The sequence below is a fragment of the Allomuricauda sp. TY007 genome, assembly GCF_010468565.1.
Taxonomy (GTDB): domain Bacteria; phylum Bacteroidota; class Bacteroidia; order Flavobacteriales; family Flavobacteriaceae; genus Flagellimonas.
Window position 1 is genome coordinate 188110 of record NZ_WUEG01000001.1, and the last position, 21175, is coordinate 209284.

25 protein-coding genes are annotated in these 21175 nt (G+C 41.2%); 6 read left to right on the forward strand and 19 right to left on the reverse strand.

Features of this window, described 5'->3' with window-relative positions; genetic code table 11:
- Positions 1-42: 42 nt before the first annotated feature.
- The 6 genes from GO009_RS17960 to GO009_RS00905 form a co-directional block, all read right to left on the reverse strand.
- Positions 43-432: a DUF6168 family protein gene (locus GO009_RS17960; protein WP_369008825.1), complete on the reverse strand. Its 390-nt coding sequence runs from the start codon at positions 430-432 to the stop codon at positions 43-45.
- Positions 429-656, reverse strand: coding sequence for an AtpZ/AtpI family protein (locus GO009_RS00885; protein WP_163624263.1), 228 nt, complete (start codon positions 654-656; stop codon positions 429-431). The genes GO009_RS17960 and GO009_RS00885 overlap by 4 nt, the downstream gene beginning before the upstream one ends.
- Complete coding sequence (locus tag GO009_RS00890; protein WP_163624264.1) at positions 634-1059, reverse strand: polymer-forming cytoskeletal protein; 426 nt, start codon at positions 1057-1059, stop codon at positions 634-636. Before GO009_RS00890 ends, GO009_RS00885 begins: the two co-directional genes overlap by 23 nt.
- A 21-nt stretch (positions 1060-1080) precedes the next feature.
- On the reverse strand, positions 1081-3582 hold the full coding sequence (locus GO009_RS00895; RefSeq protein ID WP_163624450.1) for a lipopolysaccharide assembly protein LapB: 2502 nt from the start codon (positions 3580-3582) through the stop codon (positions 1081-1083).
- A 130-nt stretch (positions 3583-3712) separates the two neighbouring features.
- Positions 3713-4408, reverse strand: coding sequence for an ABC transporter ATP-binding protein (locus tag GO009_RS00900; protein WP_163624265.1), 696 nt, complete (start codon positions 4406-4408; stop codon positions 3713-3715).
- Positions 4409-4429: 21 nt separating this feature from the next.
- Positions 4430-5899 (reverse strand): DUF5687 family protein, encoded by a 1470-nt coding sequence (locus GO009_RS00905; protein ID WP_163624266.1) that lies wholly within the window; start codon positions 5897-5899, stop codon positions 4430-4432.
- 120 nt (positions 5900-6019) lie between these two features.
- Between GO009_RS00905 and GO009_RS00910 the strand changes: the two genes are divergently transcribed.
- Positions 6020-7066, forward strand: a complete 1047-nt coding sequence (locus GO009_RS00910; protein ID WP_163624267.1) for a ferredoxin--NADP reductase — start codon at positions 6020-6022, stop codon at positions 7064-7066.
- Positions 7067-7400: 334 nt separating this feature from the next.
- Here GO009_RS00910 and GO009_RS00915 read toward each other — a convergent pair whose 3' ends face one another.
- Complete coding sequence (locus GO009_RS00915) at positions 7401-8165, reverse strand: patatin-like phospholipase family protein (protein WP_163624268.1); 765 nt, start codon at positions 8163-8165, stop codon at positions 7401-7403.
- Between the two features lie 156 nt (positions 8166-8321).
- On the opposite strand from GO009_RS00915, the gene GO009_RS00920 reads away from it, so the two are divergent.
- From GO009_RS00920 to arsS, 3 genes are all read left to right on the forward strand, one after another.
- Positions 8322-8882: a fasciclin domain-containing protein gene (locus tag GO009_RS00920; RefSeq protein ID WP_163624269.1), complete on the forward strand. Its 561-nt coding sequence runs from the start codon at positions 8322-8324 to the stop codon at positions 8880-8882.
- 313 nt (positions 8883-9195) lie between these two features.
- Complete coding sequence (locus GO009_RS00925; protein WP_119607732.1) at positions 9196-9531, forward strand: arsenosugar biosynthesis-associated peroxidase-like protein; 336 nt, start codon at positions 9196-9198, stop codon at positions 9529-9531.
- Between the two features lie 120 nt (positions 9532-9651).
- On the forward strand, positions 9652-10740 hold the full coding sequence (gene arsS, locus GO009_RS00930) for an arsenosugar biosynthesis radical SAM (seleno)protein ArsS (protein WP_163624270.1): 1089 nt from the start codon (positions 9652-9654) through the stop codon (positions 10738-10740).
- Between the two features lie 45 nt (positions 10741-10785).
- Here the strand turns inward: arsS and GO009_RS00935 are convergent, their stop codons facing one another.
- The 6 genes from GO009_RS00935 to GO009_RS00960 all read right to left on the reverse strand — a co-directional run bounded on the left by GO009_RS00935 (position 10786) and on the right by GO009_RS00960 (position 13711).
- Positions 10786-11046, reverse strand: coding sequence for a Txe/YoeB family addiction module toxin (locus GO009_RS00935; RefSeq protein ID WP_163624271.1), 261 nt, complete (start codon positions 11044-11046; stop codon positions 10786-10788).
- Positions 11047-11295 carry a type II toxin-antitoxin system Phd/YefM family antitoxin gene (locus tag GO009_RS00940; protein ID WP_163624272.1) on the reverse strand — a complete coding sequence of 83 codons (249 nt, stop codon included), beginning with the start codon at positions 11293-11295 and terminating at the stop codon, positions 11047-11049.
- Between the two features lie 214 nt (positions 11296-11509).
- Entirely contained in the window at positions 11510-11800 is a 291-nt protein-coding gene (locus tag GO009_RS00945; RefSeq protein WP_163624273.1) for a type II toxin-antitoxin system RelE/ParE family toxin, read from the reverse strand.
- Positions 11801-12082 carry an addiction module protein gene (locus tag GO009_RS00950; protein ID WP_163624274.1) on the reverse strand — a complete coding sequence of 94 codons (282 nt, stop codon included), beginning with the start codon at positions 12080-12082 and terminating at the stop codon, positions 11801-11803. It lies immediately after the preceding gene.
- A gap of 166 nt (positions 12083-12248) precedes the next feature.
- Entirely contained in the window at positions 12249-12707 is a 459-nt protein-coding gene (locus GO009_RS00955; protein WP_163624275.1) for a hypothetical protein, read from the reverse strand.
- A 176-nt stretch (positions 12708-12883) separates the two neighbouring features.
- Positions 12884-13711 carry a hypothetical protein gene (locus GO009_RS00960; protein ID WP_163624276.1) on the reverse strand — a complete coding sequence of 276 codons (828 nt, stop codon included), beginning with the start codon at positions 13709-13711 and terminating at the stop codon, positions 12884-12886.
- On the opposite strand from GO009_RS00960, the gene GO009_RS00965 reads away from it, so the two are divergent.
- The gene (locus GO009_RS00965; protein WP_163624277.1) at positions 13702-13890 is read left to right on the forward strand and encodes a hypothetical protein; all 189 of its coding nucleotides are present in this window, start codon (positions 13702-13704) and stop codon (positions 13888-13890) included. The two genes, GO009_RS00960 and GO009_RS00965, sit on opposite strands and share 10 nt — an antisense overlap.
- A 204-nt stretch (positions 13891-14094) precedes the next feature.
- Here the strand turns inward: GO009_RS00965 and GO009_RS00970 are convergent, their stop codons facing one another.
- From GO009_RS00970 to GO009_RS00985, 4 genes are all read right to left on the reverse strand, one after another.
- Positions 14095-15579 carry a fibronectin type III domain-containing protein gene (locus GO009_RS00970; protein ID WP_163624278.1) on the reverse strand — a complete coding sequence of 495 codons (1485 nt, stop codon included), beginning with the start codon at positions 15577-15579 and terminating at the stop codon, positions 14095-14097.
- Positions 15580-15788: 209 nt separating this feature from the next.
- The gene (locus GO009_RS00975; RefSeq protein WP_163624279.1) at positions 15789-16838 is read right to left on the reverse strand and encodes a glycosyltransferase family 9 protein; all 1050 of its coding nucleotides are present in this window, start codon (positions 16836-16838) and stop codon (positions 15789-15791) included.
- Positions 16822-17427 (reverse strand): DUF4254 domain-containing protein, encoded by a 606-nt coding sequence (locus tag GO009_RS00980; RefSeq protein WP_163624280.1) that lies wholly within the window; start codon positions 17425-17427, stop codon positions 16822-16824. The genes GO009_RS00975 and GO009_RS00980 overlap by 17 nt, the downstream gene beginning before the upstream one ends.
- Before the next feature lie 39 nt (positions 17428-17466).
- Complete coding sequence (locus GO009_RS00985; RefSeq protein WP_163624281.1) at positions 17467-18396, reverse strand: DUF6427 family protein; 930 nt, start codon at positions 18394-18396, stop codon at positions 17467-17469.
- Positions 18397-18435: 39 nt separating this feature from the next.
- On the opposite strand from GO009_RS00985, the gene GO009_RS00990 reads away from it, so the two are divergent.
- Complete coding sequence (locus tag GO009_RS00990) at positions 18436-18657, forward strand: uracil phosphoribosyltransferase (RefSeq protein ID WP_163624282.1); 222 nt, start codon at positions 18436-18438, stop codon at positions 18655-18657.
- On the opposite strand, the gene purD is transcribed toward GO009_RS00990, so the two are convergent.
- Complete coding sequence (purD, locus tag GO009_RS00995) at positions 18652-19923, reverse strand: phosphoribosylamine--glycine ligase (RefSeq protein WP_163624283.1); 1272 nt, start codon at positions 19921-19923, stop codon at positions 18652-18654. The two genes, GO009_RS00990 and purD, sit on opposite strands and share 6 nt — an antisense overlap.
- Positions 19924-20150: 227 nt before the next feature.
- Entirely contained in the window at positions 20151-21137 is a 987-nt protein-coding gene (locus GO009_RS01000) for a UDP-glucuronic acid decarboxylase family protein (protein WP_163624284.1), read from the reverse strand.
- Positions 21138-21175: the final 38 nt, after the last annotated feature.

Sequence of the window (21175 nt, forward strand, 5' to 3'; positions counted from 1 at the left end):
AGGTAGTATTAAAAAGTCAAAAAATAATTTTTTTTCGAGATTTCATTCCATTCTTTTCAAAAGTTGACTCAAAAAGAACACCTCACAGCCCAAACCCAAAAATACCGGTATTAGAAAATGGCCTTTATTTATCTCGGTTTCAGCGATGTCACCAAAAAAATAATTCTGGAAAACTACTACAAAAAGCAGCAATTTCAACACCAATGTCGCCAAATATATAAACCCCAATTGGTCCTTTAGTTTTTTAACCTGAGCCAATATAAGGAACACGATTACCACCAATAACGTAAAAGATAATAGAAAAACGTAAGGCTTAAATAAAGCGCAGTTTTTAAAAAAGGGATTGCAACCAATTAAATATGCATGCAATAGGTAAGTTAAAATAAAAGACAAAATAAAAACTGTTGCCTGTAGCAGACCTTTTCCCTTCATTTGCTCAATTGAATAGCCTGTTTTATTAATATGTACATGGCCATGATTATTGCGATAAAAGTAATCAGTTCTTCAGCAAATGAAAACTCATATTTGTTTTCTACCCATGACCCCAATAGATTTCCTAAATAAATAGTAGCACCCATTTGAATGGCAGAACCAGACAAACGGGCGGCTGTATTGATTGTTTTTTTATATTTTTTAGGAGGCTTTTGCTGGCTCATTCTTTGCAGTTGACTGCATTTTGGTTGCGGATGCAGATGCAGCTGCTTTGCCCATGGTACAGGCAGCATTAAAGGTAGCTCCCGGCTCCACGGCCAATTTGGCCACGCTTACGGTACCCTCAATGGTTGCAGAGGATTTTAAGGAAAGTAAATCCTTTACTATAAGTTCTCCATTAAACCGCCCTTCAATATCTGCATTCACACATTCTACCTTTCCATTGATGTAGCCATCTTTTCCGATGACGACCTTGCCGGAGGTGGTCACATTGCCTTCCAATTTGCCATCTATCCTAAAATCGGCTTCGGAGGTAATCTCGCCCTTTATTTTGGTGTTTTTTTCAATTCTATTGGGCTGTCCGCCAAATTCATTCATAGGTCGAGGTTTTTTGTTGTCAGAAAACATTGTGTTCTAGGGTTTTGGGGATTAAAATTGTGCTTTGTATGATTCTAAGTTCTTGTGGACCTGTATTATTTTATAATTATCGGATAAAATTACAAAATTCTCATCTTTAATAAGGTAGTCCCTATTGTTTTTTATAAGCTCCGCAAAGCCTAAGGCAAAATCTTTGGACGGAAAACCGTGTACCACCACAAATTGATCTTCCAGATTATATATGTCCTTGGATACAATGTTCTTGTAATTTAGTTCGTCCACCACCTCGACCAAACGGTTTTTGAGCTTGACGGCCTTTTCATCATTTTTGATTTTAAACGGAAAAACCACTTTCCAGTTTCCTGTTCCGGTGGAACCTGTTTCTGGGGAAAACTCCTTGGTCTCCAATTTGGGCAATTGCTCTTCCACCATTTGTTCCGCTTTCTTCCCTTCTGGATTGTTAGGGTAGGTAAGTGCAACGTAGTTAAGTGCTTCCTTGAACGGTTCAAACCCTTGTAAACGTCCTATCGCATTTGCTTTGAGCATCTCGAACTTGGGTACAATAGGGTCGCCCGTAAATTGATTGATATACTCTTCGGACTGGGTAATGACCTGCAAAAATTCTTGTTTTTGGTATTGTTTGAACAAGGCCGCATACCTGGCATCGGGACTGTCCGTGTTTCCGTCAAGTATAGCCTGTGGGTTCAACAAAATTTCCGCGTAGCGTGTATCCGGGTGATTGGTCACGATGTTCTGCTTCATACCCACAGCCAATGGGCTTCCTGTTTCCTCATAAATCTTGAACAGGTTGTATTTTGATGGCAAAATCAAGCGCTCTTCGGGATTGGAGGACAGTACGCGCTCCAACTTGGCAGCGGCCAGCATGTTGTCCTTAAACTTTTCTTTGTAGATCAGCCCCAGCTGATAATTGGCAAAATTGCGTTCGCCCTTCAAACTATCGATAACGGCCACATCGGTGGGAACTTGCTCCAAGTAATAATCCACCGAATACTTTTGGTCTTCGGTCAACACCTCGTCATTGGCGGCAATTTCTTCCCCTGTTGCCTCGGAAACCAGTGTTTTGGATTTGTTGCTCCAACGCCAATCGTCCTCGAGATTCCTTGTGCCCCATCGGGTCTTGAAATCGTTTCTGCCGTGGCCTAGACTGGTAATGTTATAGAAATAGAACTTTCCCTGATTCTCTTTGCCGCCCTTGCTATCGGCAAAAGTGGCAAATCCAGCCTTGGTGCGTTCCAATTCCTTTTCGGCTTCGGCCTCTTCTTTACGCTTCATCTCGGCAATGTAGTCCTCAAAATAGGCTTTGCGTTCCGCCACGGGCATTTGGTATAAGGTAATCACACTATCGGCATGCTGTACAATATCCTCGTATTTGATGACATCCTCGAGGTTGTCCAATCGCTTTTTAATGTCACGATGCTTTCTCGTGTTCTCGTTCAGGTTGGTCAGGGTGCTGTCGTAGTAGGAGCCCGCTATTCTGTATTCGTCCTCATCAAAATGGTAATCGGCCAAACTTTGATAATTCAGCGCGTTCAATTTTCGCTCGCCCTGGGTAGCCTGTATGGATTTGTTGTAATAGGCCAAGGCCAAACTATCTTCTTCGTAGGCCATGTGAAACTCGGCAACTTGACGATAGATTTTGTCCAAGAAAGGTCGGTTTTCGCGGTTTTCTTCCAAATCGGTGAGGTATTCCAGCATTTCTGCCCTATTGCCCTCCGTAAGTTCGATGTTCTGTATTTTCTTTAGGTGAGCATTGATCATGTACACCCTGGGCGATTTACGGTTGAGCTCGATGACCTTGTTATAAGCGTAGTTGGCGCTATCTTTATGACCCAATTGGTCGTACAACTGTCCGATTATGAACAGGTATCTTCCTTTTTCTGGGTTCTTTTTGGTGTAGGCCTGGGATATTTTCAGTTTTTGAATGGCAGTATCCGGAGCATTCAGGTTGATGTAGCACTGTGCCAAAACAGCATTGGCATCGGCATATTCTTGATCTTTCAACTTTTCATACTTGAACAAGCGTTTTAGGTTTTTGATGGCCACTTCGGGATTGTCCAACCGCATGTTGGTTTTTTCCCTCCAAATGGTTGCCTCGTTCAGCTTATCGCTCTCGACATATTTTCGTAGAATATAGTTGAAAGACTCCAAAGCCGGAATGTAGCGTTGGTCGAAATATCTGGACTTCCCCAGCAAAAGAAATGCTTCATCAATCTGTGGATTGCGCTCCTCGTCCTTGATGTCCATGCTGTGCTTTTGGATGGCCTTGGTGGCCTTTTCCTCGGCAATAAGGAAGTTGGGGTTGTTGTCCTCTGAGTCTAGTTTTATCTCGTCGGTGACCTTTAAGCGCTCCACGGGAAGGATTTCCCAATAATCGTCACGATACGTGGCATTGATTTCTTCCAATCCTTTTTGAAAGGCCAAATTGCCATTGTACAAGGTGTTGTACTCGGTGTTGAGTGCGTGCCAATTTCGGTTGATGAACTTGTCCTTTTGGGTGGAACATGCATTGAATGCAAGCCCTCCCAAAACCATGGCACCTAAAAATGTGTGATGAAGCTTCAAAATTATCGATAATCTTGTGTAACCTTAAACTCAAAAATGAGCGGATTATTATAAGGCTTATCGATAAAATGCAAGAATTTTTGGCGATGCTTTTCAAACATCAACCGGCAAAGAAAGCTTCGAGCTCCTTCATGGTTTCCGCAGAGGTATGGATGTCTTTCACGATTTCGCCTTTGTTGAGCACCACGATACGTTCGCAGACTTCGGTAACATGAATCAAATCGTGACTGGAAACCAATACCGTGACACCTTCTTTGGCTGCCAAATCCTTGATGATTCCCTTCAACCGAATTTGGGTGGTCGGGTCCAAATTGGCAAAGGGTTCGTCCAAGACCACTACTTCGGGGTTGCCAATAAAGCTGGCCACAATGCCCACTTTCTTTTGGTTTCCTTTGGAAAGATCTCTCAAATACTTTTTCTGACCCAATATTTCCCCATGGAAGAAATCGTCGAAATTGGCCAGTAGGGCATCCACATCGGCCTTGTTTCTACCGCGCAGTTCCCCGATAAAGTAAAAATACTCTTCGGGAGTTAGGTAGCCTATCAAAAAGGTCTCATCAATAAATGCCGAAGTAAACGGTTTCCAAGCTTCGCTTTGGTCTACTTGCACATCTTTGTTGACAATGTGCCCGGTTGAGGGCTGAATCAAATCCAACAACAGACTGAAAAGGGTTGTTTTTCCCGCTCCGTTGTTCCCGACCAGACCAAAACTTTGGCCTTTGGGGATTTCCAGTTGTTCAATGTTCAAAACGGTGTTTTGGCCGTAGGTCTTGGTTAAATTATGAACTGTGATCATGTATTTTTTATTAATGGTGTGTTATTTCTGTTTGTAAGCTTGTAAGGTTTTGTACTTCTCCTTTTTGTAAATGCCCTCGATCATGGTGAACACCTTTTCCTTAAAAACAAATCCAAGTAAGCCAAAAACGGCAACAAAAATGTACCCTGCGGTCGGGTTGATCAAAAAATGGCCTAGGGCATAAATCCCGATCGGCAATGCCAATTTGGGCAAAGTGAGCAAAAGTGTCTTGGCATTAAAGGCCTGCTTATCGCCAAATGCCTTTTTATTGGAGGTGAGGTCTATCGGGGTTTTTACATAAGCACCGCCCCAAAGCACCAAGTAACTATTTATTCCAATATTATAGATTGCACCTACCAAGACAGCAGCATAGGCCTCCCATCCAAAATAGATATAAAAGGTGGCCAAAATGGTGGAGATGATGGTCGCAATGATCACCAAATACCATTTGGATGACAAGTACTCGCGGTACTTGATGTTCTGGCTCATCATCAAAGGATAATAGCTACTGTCCCAACTGGGCACATACTGCCCAAAACTAAAGAGGAACCCTCCAGTAACAAAAATCCCCGCAAAAATTTTCCAAAAGGGCCCGTCGTATACTTCGAGGGCGCCCGTAAAAAAGAGCAATCCATAAAATATAAAGAAGAAGCCCATGAGCACCGCCGTTCGCGATCTTTTGTTCCGCTTTATGAGTTTGATGTCGTTCTTTAAAAAGGTGCCCAGATTGCCAAAGCGATCTAACCACTCTAAGTTTTCTGTCTTAGCTTCGGCCTGTTTTTTGGCCAGACCACCATCCAGATACATATGCTTTTTAAAATAGGAGAAAGCACCGTAGTACATTCCCAACAAAACCGACCAAGGAATTATGGCCGTCCAAGGCATGTCGTAGAAAAAATCGAAAATGGGCTGGGTATAAACGGTAATATCAAACCATTGGTAGTACTGGGAGGCACCGGCCAGAATAAACAATACGGCAAACACATAAAAAACAGCATTTTTGTTGTTTACCATAACATTGAGAAAGTTGTTACAGTAAAAAAGGGCCATCAAAGCCAAATGCCATCCAACAACCTGTATTGGTGGATATCCCTCAACCAGCAAAACAATACTAAAGGGAATAAAAAAGAACGCGTGGGCTATGTTAAAAAACGAGATTACGGTTTTACCCAGCGAAAAATTGACAACCTTGGTTTTGTTAATGGGCAAATACAACAAAGGTTTAATATTGGTTACTGGCATTTTTTGCAGCATGTACCTAAATACAAGATCAAAGGCAAAATAGTAAACCATAAACCGATTGACCACCCGCAACGGATCGCCAATTTCCATATCCTCGATAATAAAATAGGCCCCAACGCCCATTCCCAGGAACACAACAATAAAGTATAGTGCTCCCAAGGCCATTAAAATCTTAAACCAAATCTCTGTTTTAAAACTTGCTGACCTAAAAAATGACTTCCACTGGAGTCCAATAAAATGTTTGAGCATGGTTGGCGTTTTTTTAGTTGGTGTCCAATTTATTGGATTTGTTACAGAAGAGGGACGCTTTTTATAAAAATAGCTGCTCAAAAGGAGTGTAATGCTTAATTTTGCAGCAAAATTCTTTACATGAGCCATTTTCATGCTTTAACCATAGCCGCGGTGGACCAATTGACTCCCAATGCCGTGGCCCTTACTTTTGATGTTCCAGAAAATCTTAAAGAAGCTTATCGTTTCAAAGCTGGACAGTATATTACCTTAAAACATAAATTGAACGGACAGGAACTACGCCGGGCCTATTCCATTTCCACACCACCATCTTCGGGAAAATTAACGGTGGGCATTAAAAAGATGGATGGCGGTACCTTTTCCGTATATGCCAACGAGAATTTAAAGATCGGTGATACCATAGAGGTAATGGTTCCAGAAGGCCGTTTTGTTTTTGATGAAACCTCTCCAAAAAAAATTGCCGCGTTCGCTGCCGGCAGTGGTATTACGCCGATCATGAGCATTGCCCAAACCGTTTTGGAAAACAACCCGGAAAATACCTTTGTATTGGTATTTGGTAACCAATCGCCCGAAGAGACCATGTATTTTAAAACAATACAGTCGCTAAAGGAACAATATGGCGACCGCTTTTTTGTGCAATATGTATACAGTAGGTCCCATGAGGAAGACGCCCTTTTTGGTAGGATTGAACGATCTACCGTAAACTTTGTGCTCAAAAACAAGTTCAAGGGGACTGAGTTTGATGCTTTCTACCTCTGCGGACCCGAAGATATGATCCAACAAGTATCCGCTACACTTAAAGAAAACAGTGTTTCCGAAGAAAAAATCCATTTTGAGCTTTTTACCAGCGATGATACCGAAGATGAACTTGCCGGAACACTGAAAGGCAAGACCCAGGTGGAGGTAATCTTGGATGATGAGACCTTCACTTTTGTGATGGATAAAAAAGAATTGGTCCTCGATGCTGTTTTAAAACAGGATATAGACGCTCCTTATTCTTGCCAAGGTGGTGTTTGTAGTAGTTGTATTGCCCGCTTGACCGAAGGAAAAGTGGAAATGGTAAAAAATCAGATCCTTACCGATGGTGAAATCGAAGAAGGTTTTGTTTTGACCTGTCAGTCGCATCCCATCACACCAAAAATAAAAGTGGATTACGACGATGTTTGATGCTCGATGTCAGAAGCCCGAAGTCGGGTGTCCGTTTCGGGTTTCAAGTTTCGGGTTTCGGGTTGCTGGACCAATAACTTAGTCCGAAATGTCACGTTGAGCGCCCGCCTGCCGGACGGGCAGGCAGTCGAAACGTCCGAAGTCGGAAGTACGCAGTCGGCAGTGGCAGTTTGCAGTAACTCAATAATCCAATAACTCATAACTCTGAACTTGTGTCTTGGCTCTTGAACTTAATACTTGACACTTGAACCCCGTCAACAGCACAGTGGGCGAAATACGGGATGAACTAATCCATTAACTGAGCAACTGAACAACAAAAAACAGGACTAGGGGCTTACAAAAATTGCTCCAAGGCCCTACTGCCGTACTCATACCCAATATTAAAGGCGTTTTCGATACCCTTTTTATCCAATACCCCGATCGAATCCAATTCCTTTGGTTCGATAAAAAGGTCGCATTGGTGCAATTTTTCATTGTTTGAAGCATGGATCATTAAACTAGTGACCCTTCCCGTAAGCTGAAAGGAGTTTCGCAAATCTTTCTTTTCCAGAGGCGTGGTTATGGATACGTTGCTCCCTATAATAAAATCCGCTAGGTGGTCTACATATTCCTTTGGAAAATTGTTCATGATGCCCCCATCTGCATAAAGCACATTATCAATCTCCACCGGACTAAAAACGGGTGGCAGGGCTGCCGATGCCAAAAGGGGTTTTATGAGTTCTCCATCGTAAAACACTTTTTCATTTCCTTTTAATAAATCCGTGGCCACCACAAAAAGAGGCCGCTTCAAGCTTTTAAAACTATTGTCCGGGAAAAATTCTTTAAAAATATTAAAGTAGCGTTCCGTGTCTATAAAGCCGGGCTTTTTTATGGCAAAGAAGCTATATTGGAACAAAGGGGTCTCTTTAAAAAAAGTGATCATTTCCTCCACAGAATTATCGTTGGCGTAAAGTGCCCCCACCAAGGCACCGACACTTGTGCCAGCCACTACTTTGGCTTCAAGATGGTGTTCGCGCATGGCCTTGATCAGGCCTATGTGCGCCATTCCGCGAACACCTCCCCCAGAAAGCACGAGGCCTATGGATTTGTTTTCAAGCATTTGGGTACATCAATATACAGCAAAGTTAACATATTGCGGCTTTGGATACATTGCCAATAGGTCGTATTTAGATTAAATAATCATCAATCTTACCAAAAACCAAACCCTCCCCGCAAAAACTCCGTAAGTGGTTATATAAACTAAAATTTAAATCACATGAAATCTTTAAGAACATTGACGCTGATGGCATCCTGCGTTGGATTTATGACAATTACAACCGGATTCTCTCAAACTAAAATGGTGGGAGGCGCCCCTATGTACCCGAGCAAGGACATTGTTTCCAATGCCGTGAACTCCAAGGACCATACTACTTTGGTAGCTGCGGTAAAAGCCGCTGGTCTGGTAGAGATATTGCAAAGCGAAGGACCTTTTACGGTATTTGCTCCTACCAACAGTGCATTTGAAAAATTACCGGAAGGAACCGTGGCTACCTTGCTCAAGCCAGAAAATAAGTCAAAATTACAAAGCGTACTTACCTATCACGTAGTGGCCGGAAAGTACAATGCCAGTGATTTGATGGAATGGATCAAAAAAGGTAATGGAATGACAGAGCTTACTACGGTAAACGGGGACAAATTGACCGCAATGATGAGTGAAGGCACCATTATGATCAAGGACGGTGCTGGAAACGTGTCTACAGTAACCATAGCTGATGTGAACCAATCCAATGGGGTGATCCATGTTGTTGATACCGTAGTGCTTCCTTCGACAAAATAGTTTTTGGTCGGTTTATATTTGAATGAGCACAAGAGGTGTTTAAAAAGCTCGTTGTCAGTTCGAGCGCGGTCGAGAACTTAAGTCAGGTTGATAATCAATGGGTTTCGACTGCGCTCAACCTGACAAATTCAAAATTTTGTTGCTTTTTAGACACCTTTTCATTTTAAAAGCCTTATAATCAGATGTAATCTTGTTTATTTTGACAACACCCACAATTTATTGATCAAAACATGTAATCTATTCCATATCGTTTCGACCAAAACGAATAGTGATATTTGTTGTATGTTTAGGTGAAACATTAAATCAAAGAAACATGGCCAAATCATATTACGACCCAGCAGACTTGAGAAAATTTGGTAAGATCACCGAATGGAGCGAAGAACTGGGCAACAAGTTTTTTGACTACTACGGAAAAGTTTTTGAGGAGGGAGCGCTGAGCGCCAGAGAAAAATCTTTGATCGCCCTGGCCGTATCGCACGTGGTTAAATGCCCGTACTGTATTGATGCCTACACCAAGGATGGCCTGCAACGGGGAATCACCAAAGAAGAAATGATGGAAGCCGTACACGCAGGTGCTGCCATAGAAAGTGGCGCCACCTTGGTCCATGGAGTACAAATGATGAACAAGTACGACAAGCTTTCCATGTAATTTTGGAACACTTCGCTTTTAGACATTAGACCGCTACGCTGTTAGCCATTGGACAGAAAGTGTAAACAACAATATATCAGATGGAAATAAAATTTCCGTTATGATTAGAGAGATTATAATATGACGCAAAGCATACTTACAGACCTAAAAAAAGCTGCCAAAAAATCCTTAAAGGCACAGAAAGACGCACTTGCCAATACCCAAACACAGCTAGAGGTTCTAAATGGGGGGCTTTTTGCCGATGGTGAGCTGCCCTACTTTAAAGATAAAATTGCAGAAACAGGTCAGTTTCCGTTACGGCCTAAAAAGTTAGAGGTGCTCCAGATCAACGTGGGATATATGTGCAATCAGGTTTGCGGACACTGCCATGTGGATGCCGGTCCAGATCGGAAGGAGATCATGACCCGGGAGACCATGGAGCAATGTCTGGAGGTGATTCGGAATACTGGGGCCCATACCCTAGATCTTACCGGCGGCGCGCCCGAAATGAACCCCGATTTTAGATGGTTTGTAGAGGAAGCTTCCGAAGCGGGCATTAAAGATTTTATAGTCCGTTCCAACTTGACCATTATTTTGGCCAATAAAAAATATAACGGCCTCCCTGAATTCTTTAAAAAGCACAATGTGCACGTTGTATCGTCCATGCCCCACTACACTCGCGGCAAAACGGACAAACAACGCGGGGATGGTGTTTTTGATAAATCTATAAAAGCGTTGCAAATGCTCAACGAAGTGGGCTATGGGATGCCCGATAGTGATTTGCGATTGGATTTGGTTTACAATCCTTCGGGGGCATTTTTGCCTGCCGACCAAGCTGCCATGGAACACGATTTTAAAAAAGCACTGAAAGCCGATTTTGACATTGACTTCCACAACCTTTTTGCCATTACCAATTTGCCGATTTCAAGGTTTTTGGATTATCTCATCGCGTCGGACAATTATGAGGATTATATGTACTCCTTGGTGGAAGCCTACAACCCGGCTGCGGTAAAAAATGTAATGTGTACCAACACCATTTCCGTAAGTTGGGACGGTTGGCTCTACGATTGCGACTTTAACCAAATGTTGGACCTAAAGGTAGCGAGCAAGGTAAAGCACATTAAGGACTACAATGATGATGTGCTGAGCAATCGGGACATTGTTGTCTCACAACATTGCTATGGCTGCACCGCAGGAGCGGGAAGTAGTTGCCAAGGTTCGGTGGCTTAAGACGTACTGTACTGCAGGAACGACCGCGCTTGCACTAACGGGACTTTACTTTCCATAATGGTATCGGCAAGCTGCAATCAATAACCTATCATTTTCATATTTGTAGACCAATCGGTGTTCCGATGTTATTCGTCTTGACCAATAGCCCTGTAAGTCTCCTTTTAAGGCTTCGGGTTTACCAATACCCTCAAAAGGGGTGCGTATACAACTTTTAATAAGCTCGTTTATTCGTTTCACTATTTTCTTGTCGACTTTCTGCCAATACAGATAATCTTCCCATGACGATGTGGACCAGGTCAGCTTCATCTACTCGATCATATCTCTTTCAATGCCTTTTTCTGCTTCCAGTTCCTTGATGGAGTTCAAGAGGACATCCCTGTTCTTGCCCGTCAGCAAATAGGTCGTTTCTTTTAATGAATTGTATTCGTCCAATGATATCAAAACAAGATCCTTGCCGCCCTTGCGTTTGATGATGACCTCGCTTACATCGTTGATGACTTTATCGAACCAATGTTTTAGGTTTGACCTGAATCTTGTGTAGTTTACTGTTTCCATATATGCAAATATATCAAAAAAGTACTTAAATAAGTACTTTTAATTGAGTAGGTGGAACGCACCTGCAATTCACCATTGGTGCGAACCTGCCTTTGTCGGCAGACAGGCATCACGCTCGTATATCCCTTCTCTTAATTATTTTTTCAAAGAACATAAGCTTATTATACTCGCTTACTCATGTTCGGTGCGAGCCAAGAGACTGGCTTAACAGGGGTTATGTTTTCCTCTTTTCTGGATTTTGCCATGTGTTGAACACGGAGTAAACGATTACTTTGTTTTTTATGACCTCGTAAACAATCAAGAAAGGAAAACGCTTTATGAATGCTTCTCGGTAAGGTTTGCGTTTTTGTGGGAAGTGTTTCGGGTTTGTGGTGATTCTATCAAAATAACTGTCCAAGTGTTCCAAAAATTCTTCACCCAATCCCCTACGTTTTTCCTCATAATAAAGATAGGCCTCGATGATTTCCAGATTGGCCTCATCTTTGACCTCTAAAATATATGTCATCTACTGACCGGCGTTTCTTGCGTTCTGTTTGACCTGTTCCCAAGTAAGGGATTTGCTTTCCCCCTTTAAATGGGCTTCCCTCCGCTTGTCGATCATTTGATATTGTTCTTCGGTCAAGGCAAGTTCTTGCTCATCTTTTTGGTAACTTTCGGCCAAAGCCTTTATCATTTTCAAAAGTCTTATATCTGCTGTTTCCACGTACCCCTTTACAGTATCCCTTAAATCCATCGTTGCCATAATAGCTTCGTTTTTCTTATAATAAAGGTACAAATTCTGTTCCATAGGGATTTGTCTTTTTCAATTTAAAGGATGGGACGCGCCTATTTTTCAAGTCTCTCGCAGGTAAAAGCGTGTCTTTGTCGATAGATGGGTATCGTACTTATATCACTAAAATACTCTATTGCATATTCCTGTAAAGTCGAGCTAACAAGTAGGGGGATCATATTATTCAATAATCAAGGTTTCTAAAACTTGTTTTGCTTGAATTTATCATGTAGTAAGATGTAAGCGGTATGTATTGCTCATATTGTCGCTTCTCCTCATCTGATATGTTTCTTTTACCAAAGTATGCTTCATAATCCCTGAGTTCAACATAGCTAATGCTGTTTGAATCTTCCTTCAATAATAAACCGTCATTTATTTTGTTCAATTTCTGAAATCCTCCGAATTCATTGATTAAAAAGTCCATTAGAAAATACAGCCCATCAATATCTTTGTCCTCTTTGCACATCGCGCAGCCTGTCCAACTCCATTGGGGCACAAAACCTAAATTGTCGGTCAAACTTCTTTTTTCGGCATTGCTTATATCTTTAAATTCATTTTGCGATGAATGACTTAACAGTATCATTCCTGTAAAGCCCTTGGATTTTCTCCTTTTGGACGAAGGAGGCATTGTAATTAGTGGCATGTCGAGAAACATTTCCCAACCATTTTCCAGTTCTCGTATCCGACTATGCTTAAAAAGTATTTGCCTTTCTGAAATCAGATTTATCAATTTGTTCCGAACAGCTTCAATGGGGGCAAAATTTGAGTTTTCATAATATAGTCTGAAACAAGGACCCGCCATTTTAATTGTTTTAACACTTATTTTATGTCACCCCCACGTTTGTGATCAAGCGTGTTAAATGCGAACAACTTATTGAGCTCTCCCTTTAAACTATTGTCCAACTTGAGATTGAAAAGTACCTTGAGCGATCTGTTTATTTCTTTTTGCTCCTGAATATTCATTGTTTCAATATATTCTTGTACATCACCAGTAGTTTCCTCACCGGAAAAATGGCTATTTTGACACCCCTCTACCTTTTCTATACAACAATCTGTATTATCAAAAAGTAAATCATAGAGCTGAAATGCAGCAAATCTTTTGAATTCAAAAGTGTTTAGCTTAATAGCTTCCTTTAGGTAATAAATAATTGATCCCCAAAAAGATTCTGTTTCCATCTCATTTCTTGAAAACTCTAGCTTACCACCACTGATTTTATATTCGTCTATCCATCGAGTATCCTTATCACCGGACGAAAAAATGAAAAAATGACAACTCTCCAGATAACTACTTACGCTCAATAGTGCAAAATAGAAGTTATACATGGGCATAAACGCAACATCCCCCATCATGTCCAAACATAAAAACCAATCATCATCTTCAAAGCAGTCAATTAAACAGTTCTGTTTCTGTCTAATACTTCCTTGGTTGTATAATTGAATTTGATACTTCAGATGTTGTGGAAATAAATGGTATATCCTTTTCACATCCTCTATTGCATCCGTATTGATTTTTATAAAAACCCTGTTATACGAAGGTTCCCTAAAAGGACACACTTGATTAAACTCTAAGCGATATCGGCCAAAAAAAGGGCTCGTTGTATCTTTTAACAATCCTATTTTCGGGTCTATTTTTTTAAATGGATTCACTTTATTTCCAAATGGAGCTTGGTATGCTCTTTAGCTTTCAATACTTAAAGATGGTAGATTTAGAGGCAAAGAACAACATAGACTTGATCATTGGTGCCCAATGGTCCATGAATACCCCTTATGATTTGACGGATGGCTACAAAACCCCCAATAACTTCTCCAATACTTCTTGCGGTTGAATGGTTTTCATGGGTTTTTATGGCATTTGTAGCCTTCTGGAGTAATTAAAAAACTGATTGTCCGCTTAAGTTTTTGGCGTCATGTTGAACTTGTTTCAACATCTCATCCTGCTGAATATGAGCATTTTTATGTGACCCTGAATCAAGTTCAGGGTGACGTTGGTAAATTTATGACACATTACGGACATTCAAATTAAAAAATCTTTAATTCGTCTCTTCCACAATATCAAAGTTTATCTTATATATTTTTCCATTGTCCACAACATGAACATATCCTGTTTTGTCCATGCTTATTGTGTTATAGTCCTCTGCTGAAAAGATTCCACTGGAAATAGATGTGGGGTAAAAAATAAAGCTGTCAATGGAAATATTGCCCGCACTAAACTTTGATATGTTTATGTTTTCAATATTTTCTGAAAATTTAACAAAAAGCTGACCGGCAAAGAACTCACTCTCTGGTGTATACAAAACTGCTTCCGTAACTTGCAAAGTAGGGTGTTCTGCATAGTCTGTTGTGAATACAATTTCCTTTTCCAGGGTTTTGGTGAAATGTTCCTCTTTCATAACAGCGACAACAACAACTTCATATTGAGTATTTGGTTCAAGACCCTCAATAAGATAATTTGTCTCCAAAATATAGGTGTTGGACGGTTGCTGCTGCACCCCATCAAGATAAACACTATAAACCACCTCCTTGTCTTCAGGATAGGTGGAGGGCGTCCATTCTACAGATGCAGATGTACTATCAAAACTTGTGATTTCAACATCAAAATCAGTAAGTTCGGGATGTGTTAGGGTGGTAAAAGTAATGGTTTCTATGGTCTCTGTCTCATTTAAGGCTTTAGCGACTATTTCGACCGTATAGGTTTCTCCTTCATTTAAACCCTCAAATATATATGAGTCTGCTGTACTGACAAGATTTTCCAATACAAGAACATTATCTAAGTAGATATTGTAATCATAATCGTACCCGCCCTCAACTGTAGGAGGAGTCCATGTAACTTGTAGACCATAAGGATCTAAATCCTCCAGTCCATTAATTGAGTTTCCGACAGACAATGGAAAGCTCGTAGGTGGAACACCAAGAGTTTTAAAAGAGCTTTGTGCGCTTTTCTTCTTTCCGTTTGAGCCAACGGCAACGACTTCTACTGCATGTTCCTTAAAAGACTCCAGTTCTTCCAACAAAAGTGAAGTTCCATTAAAATTCTCTTGCAAAAGGTCATCGTTTAAATATACTTCGTAACTAATTTCAGAATCGCCTTCAATGGTTGAAGATGTCCATGTTAACTGTGCACTATTGCTTGTTATTTCATTTACGTTTATCTCAAAACCTGTTGGGCTAGGTGCCTGAACTGTGGTGAACGAGTACACCTTCTCGCTAGTTTTTCCCTTATTGCTAGATGCAACAACTTTTCCGGAATATTTTGTCAACTCTTCCAAATTTTCCAATTTTAAAAAACTTGATGTAACATTTTCGGCCACTAAAGAACCTTCCAAAAATACTTTAAAGCTCAATTTGGATTTATCAGAAATAGATGCCGTCCATTTCAACATAGCGGAAGAGCTTGTTATTTCTGTTGTTTTGATATCGGAAACCACGGGTACTATTGATTCCTGAACGGAACTTTCTTCATCTTTAGAGCAGGAGAGTATCAACAAAGAGAAAAGGAATAAAAAATATTTTTTCATAATAACGAATTAGGTTTAATCGAGTCAGATTGAATATCTAACATACAAGTTGCCAAATTCAGAAATTAATCCTTATTTGTTTTGACGCAATTGATGGGTGCCCTATTACAATTGATGGATGGCCCTAACTAATTGACCAATTTGTTTTTGGAAATTTTGCGAGAACAAACTCCAGAAGCTTAAAAATAAATCAGAGGCTACAAAATGGTTTAAACCTCCAAAACCCCCAATAACTTCTCCAATACTTCTTGCGGTTGAATGGTTTTCATGGCATTTTCGTAGCCTTTGGGTACTTTATTGCCATAAACCGAAGTAGGAATCAAGGGATAGGCTTCGCGGTCGGCCATAAGTGCGTTTTCCAAAGGCTGCCCAAACGGATAAAACCCAGCATACGGGTGGGTTACACCCCAAAGGGTTACTACTGGAATGCCATAGTTGGTGGCCATGTGTGCATTGCCGCTGTCCATGGACAACATGACATCCAAGTTGGAAATGAGCTCCAGTTCTTCGGATAGATTCAACTTGCCCGCCATGCACAAGGTATTTTTGTAGGTAGCTGCAAGCTGTTCCAGCACCTCCACTTCTTTGGTACCGCCTCCAAACAACAATATTTTATACTTATCGGTATCACTAAGGGTTTTTATTATCTCCTCCATGTGTTTCAACGGATACATTTTCCCTTCGTGGGCGGCAAATGGTGCTATACCCACCCATTTTTTGGTGCCCTGCTGCACAAGTTCCAATACTTTTTCTGAAAGTTGAACACGTTCCAATGGTTTGGCAGTGGATAAATCAATAGGAAAACCGAGTTCGGCAAAAACATCGGCATATCGCTGATGGGTACTTTTTAATTGCTGAAATACTTTGTTCTTGGGACGGGTAAGTGCTTTTTTATCCTTTCTACCTTTATCAATTTGGGCAAATGGTATGCTTTCCAACGCAAAATACTTTTGGAGTATGCGGCTACGCAACACATTATGCAAGTCGGCAACTGCATCAAACTTTAGCGGCTTCAATTCTTTGTACAGAAGCCAAAGCCCCATCAAACCCTTGTGTCGATTTTTAACATCGGCTTCTTTTACCCGAACATTCCCCAACCCATTAAAAATGGGGATGAACGGTTTTTTGGTAAGTACGGTAAGCTGTATTTGTGGGTATTGTTCGGTCAGCGCACGGATAACGGGAATGGTCATAGCCACATCGCCCATCGCCGACAACCGAATCAACAAAATATGGGTATGTTTACCCTTTTTGTCCACGAAGTACAGGGTTTAGTTCATCGTCGTTGTACATTTTCATCTGTTTGTAGACTTTCATGTACTTGTCTCCCGCCTCAATGTCTGCCAATAATTGGTCAATGGCTATGGAAAGGTCTTTTTTCTGCTCCAAAAGCACGGCAAGTTTATCACTACATTTTTGGATGTGCTCCTTTGAGGCATCCGTTCGGTTCACCTCTTCTTGCATGTGATAAATTTTTAATGCCAAAATGGAAAGTCGGTCAATTGCCCATGCAGGGCTTTCGGTATTGATAGTGGCATTATCCTTTACTTGTACCGACTGGTATTTATTCAGAAAATAGCTATCAATATATTCTACCAAATCCGTGCGGTTCTGGTTGCTCGCATCGATTTTCCGTTTAAGGTCCAGCGCGGCCACAGGATCAATCTCTGGGTCGCGGATAATATCTTCATAATGCCATTGTACCGTATCGATCCAGTTTTTTCTATAAAGCAAGTGCTCTACTTTATCCTTTGGATAAGGGTTGGTAAATTCTTGGTACACATCGTCCTTGATGTGATAGGTATCTATACTTTCCTGAAATATCTTGAAGGCAAAATCGCTGAACATAGCTTAAAATTTGTTCAAAGATATTGCTTTATGCCATATTTACTTAAGATGAATGGCAAAAAGCGAGCAGGCCACGATCATGCTGAATATTAAAACCATTTCTTGAAGCCTAGGCTTTTTTATACCCTCGAAATAGTTGGTAACAAAAACGGCTGCGGGGAAGAACGTGATCAACACTGGCGAAGCATCGGCCGGGGTAAAAAGAATAACGCCCGTTCCCAAAACAAAGATCAGGAATACTATCCTTAGCAAAAGTAATTTGCCGCCGCTCACATTGCGCAGTCGTACAAACACCAAAACGGAAACAACGATCGTTAAAATAAGGTAAACCAAAGTCTTTATATTCAACACCTGAAAGAATGATCTGGTGGTAAAAAGACCCAATGAGAACTGGTAGTGCTCTTCAAAAAAACCCAAAGACCCTTTCAATTTTAAAACAGTGAACGTCAATATAAATATGGTACCCATACCAATAAAGGGCACCAACCAATTCTTAAATGTTTTACGATCATACGCACCAATCACAAAAAAGACAAGAAGCATAAATGCAAGGGACCAATCGTAAAATAAACTTGCAAGGGCAATCAATAGGGAGGCATCAAAAATCTTGTGTTTTACATTTCTTGTGGATTTGATGGACAATATCCTCCAAAATGCCAAAAGCAAAAAAAAGTTGGCGAAAATCACATTTTGAAGAATGAGCTCATCAGAAAAGGTGATAATCAAAAGTAAAAAAAACAGCATGGCATAGGAGTTAAATTCCGTGGCCTTTTCGGTTCTTACAATTTGGTTGACAATAAATGTGGACAACAACAAGGCCGCGAACAACAAGATTTCCAAAGTAATAACCTCATTGATTCTTTGTTCCCCGAGCTGAAAAAAAACATTGGTGAAGTAAAAAAGAAACAAAATAATGGCAAGAACAATGTAATTTATGGGTTTAGTTTTTCCGAAAAAGCTTGAAATCATCCTATCTTTTGCTACTTTTGTAAAGTAAATATAGCCAACATGAGCAAGTTTTTTTACGGTATAGAGGACTTATTTGTAAACTACCTTTTCGCACCATTGGATTTTTTCCGTTTTATGGATAGCTGGTGGGGTTCCAACACCATTAACTGGATTTTCTTTGTTATTGGTTTGATAGCCTCCGTTTATTGGATGCAACAGTTGAAAATATTCAACGACAATGGCGAGGAGGACAAGAGCATCAGCTCTCACTCTTACCTATAAATCGAATCCTAAATCCTTTCGATAGTACATGCCATCAAAATGGAGTTTTTCCATATTTTGATAGGATTTCTGTAGTGCTTCTTTAAAGTCCTTTCCAAAGGAAGTAATTGCTATTACGCGTCCACCATTGGTTACCACTTTTTCGTTGGACAGTTTTGTGCCTGCATGGAACACAATGGAATCTTTAATTTTTTCCGTCCCCGATATTTCCTTGCCTTTTTCGTAGGCTTCGGGATAACCGCCCGATACTGCCATAACGGTTGTTGCTGCCCTCTCGTCAATTTGAAGGTCTACTTGATCCAAAGTTCCATTGGCCATGGCCAAAAGCACCTCCACCAAATCGCTTTTTAACCTTGGGATGACTACTTCGGTTTCGGGGTCGCCCATACGAACGTTGTATTCGATTACTTTGGGTTCGTCACCGACTTTTATCAAACCAATAAAGATGAAACCAACATAAGGCAGATTGTCGGTTTTAAGACCATCTACGGTCGGTTTTACGATTTGACGCTCTATCTTTTCCATAAAGACGGAATCGGCAAAAGGAACGGGGGAAATGGCCCCCATGCCTCCCGTATTGAGTCCGGTGTCGCCCTCGCCTATTCTTTTGTAGTCCTTGGCTGTTGGAAGAATTTTATAGTTGGTGCCGTCAGTGAGTACAAAGCAGCTCAATTCAATGCCGTCCAAGAACTCCTCGATGACCACCGTGGCACTTGCATCTCCGAACTTGGAGTCTAGCAACATGGATTTTAACCCGTCTTTGGCTTCTTGTAAATCTTGAAGAATCAATACCCCTTTCCCTGCTGCCAGACCATCGGCTTTGAGCACGTAGGGTGGTTTTAAGGTTTCCAAAAAGCTATACCCTTCTTCCAAGGTCTCGCTAGTAAAACTTTGATAGGCTGCTGTTGGAATATTGTGTCGCATCATAAACTCCTTGGCGAATTCCTTGCTTCCTTCGAGTTCTGCTGCCGCTTTCTCTGGCCCGATTACCGGAACAGATTTCAATTCAGCATCATTCAAGAAAAAATCGTGCACCCCGTTTACCAAGGGGTCCTCTGGTCCCACCACCACCAAATCGATACTCTCTTTCAACACCAATGCTTTAATGGCTTCAAAATCGTTAACCCCTACCTCAATATTTGTGGCAATTTGAGAGGTTCCAGCATTGCCGGGCGCTACAAAGAGTTTGGATGTTTTGGGGCTTTGTGAAATTTTAAGGGAAATGGCATGTTCGCGACCGCCAGAGCCCAGGACCAAGATGTTCATGATTCAACGTTTTGGCAAAAATAACGCAATTCAAATTTAATTTGGGCCTTATTTGTAAATGATCTGCACTCACTTTTTGACACTCCTGCCTGCCGCAGGCAGGAATTTCACGAATACCACTAAGCCATTGTAGAGAGCAGTTGTCATTTCGAGCGTATGCGGAAAATCTACAATAAGTCAGATTTCTCAATTGTAGCTTCGTTCCTCATTTCGAAATGACAAAAAAATTACTTTTTGTTATGGTTTGAAAAGTCTCTGTGCTCGGTTTTCTCGAGTTCGTCTTTGGATAAGCCTTTGAAAAATTCAAACGTTTTGCGCATGCCTTCCTCACGTCCCACTTTAGGTTCCCATCCCAGAATTTCCTTTGCTTTGGTTATATCGGGTTGGCGTTGCATGGGGTCGTCTTTAGGCAACGGCTTATAAATGATTTTTTGATCGGTTCCAGTAAGCTTGATAATTTCCTCGGCAAAATCCTTGATGGTGATTTCATTGGGGTTTCCAATATTGACGGGAAGCGTGTAGTCGCTCATCAGTAAGCGATAGATTCCTTCGATTTCATCATCTACATAACAAAAAGAACGGGTTTGTGAACCATCGCCAAAAACGGTCAGGTCCTCACCACGAAGTGCTTGCCCCATAAATGCTGGGATTACACGGCCATCGTTCAGTCGCATTCGAGGGCCATAGGTGTTGAATATTCGTACAATCCTTGTGTCCAACCCGTGGAATCTGTGATAGGCCATTGTGATGGATTCTTGAAAGCGTTTGGCCTCATCATACACACCTCTTGGTCCTATGGTATTAACGTTACCGTAGTACTCCTCGGTTTGTGGGTGCACCAAGGGATCCCCATATATTTCCGATGTAGAGGCTATCATAAAGCGAGCGTTCTTTTCCTTGGCAAGGCCCAACAGGTTATGGGTTCCCAACGCACCTACTTTTAGCGTTTGAATGGGAATCTTTAAATAATCGATAGGACTTGCAGGAGAAGCAAAATGAAGGATATAATCCAGATTTCCTGGAACATGCACAAAGTTGGTTACATCGTGATTGTAGAACGTAAATTGTTCCAAGGGGAATAAGTGTTCTATGTTTTTAAGGTCTCCGGTAATAAGGTTATCCATTGCAATAACCTCGTGCCCTTCTGCAATAAATCTGTCACAAAGGTGAGAGCCAAGAAAACCTGCTGCTCCGGTAATAAGAGTTCTTTTCATTTGTTTTTATGTCAATTGGAATCTTCAACTTTACAAAC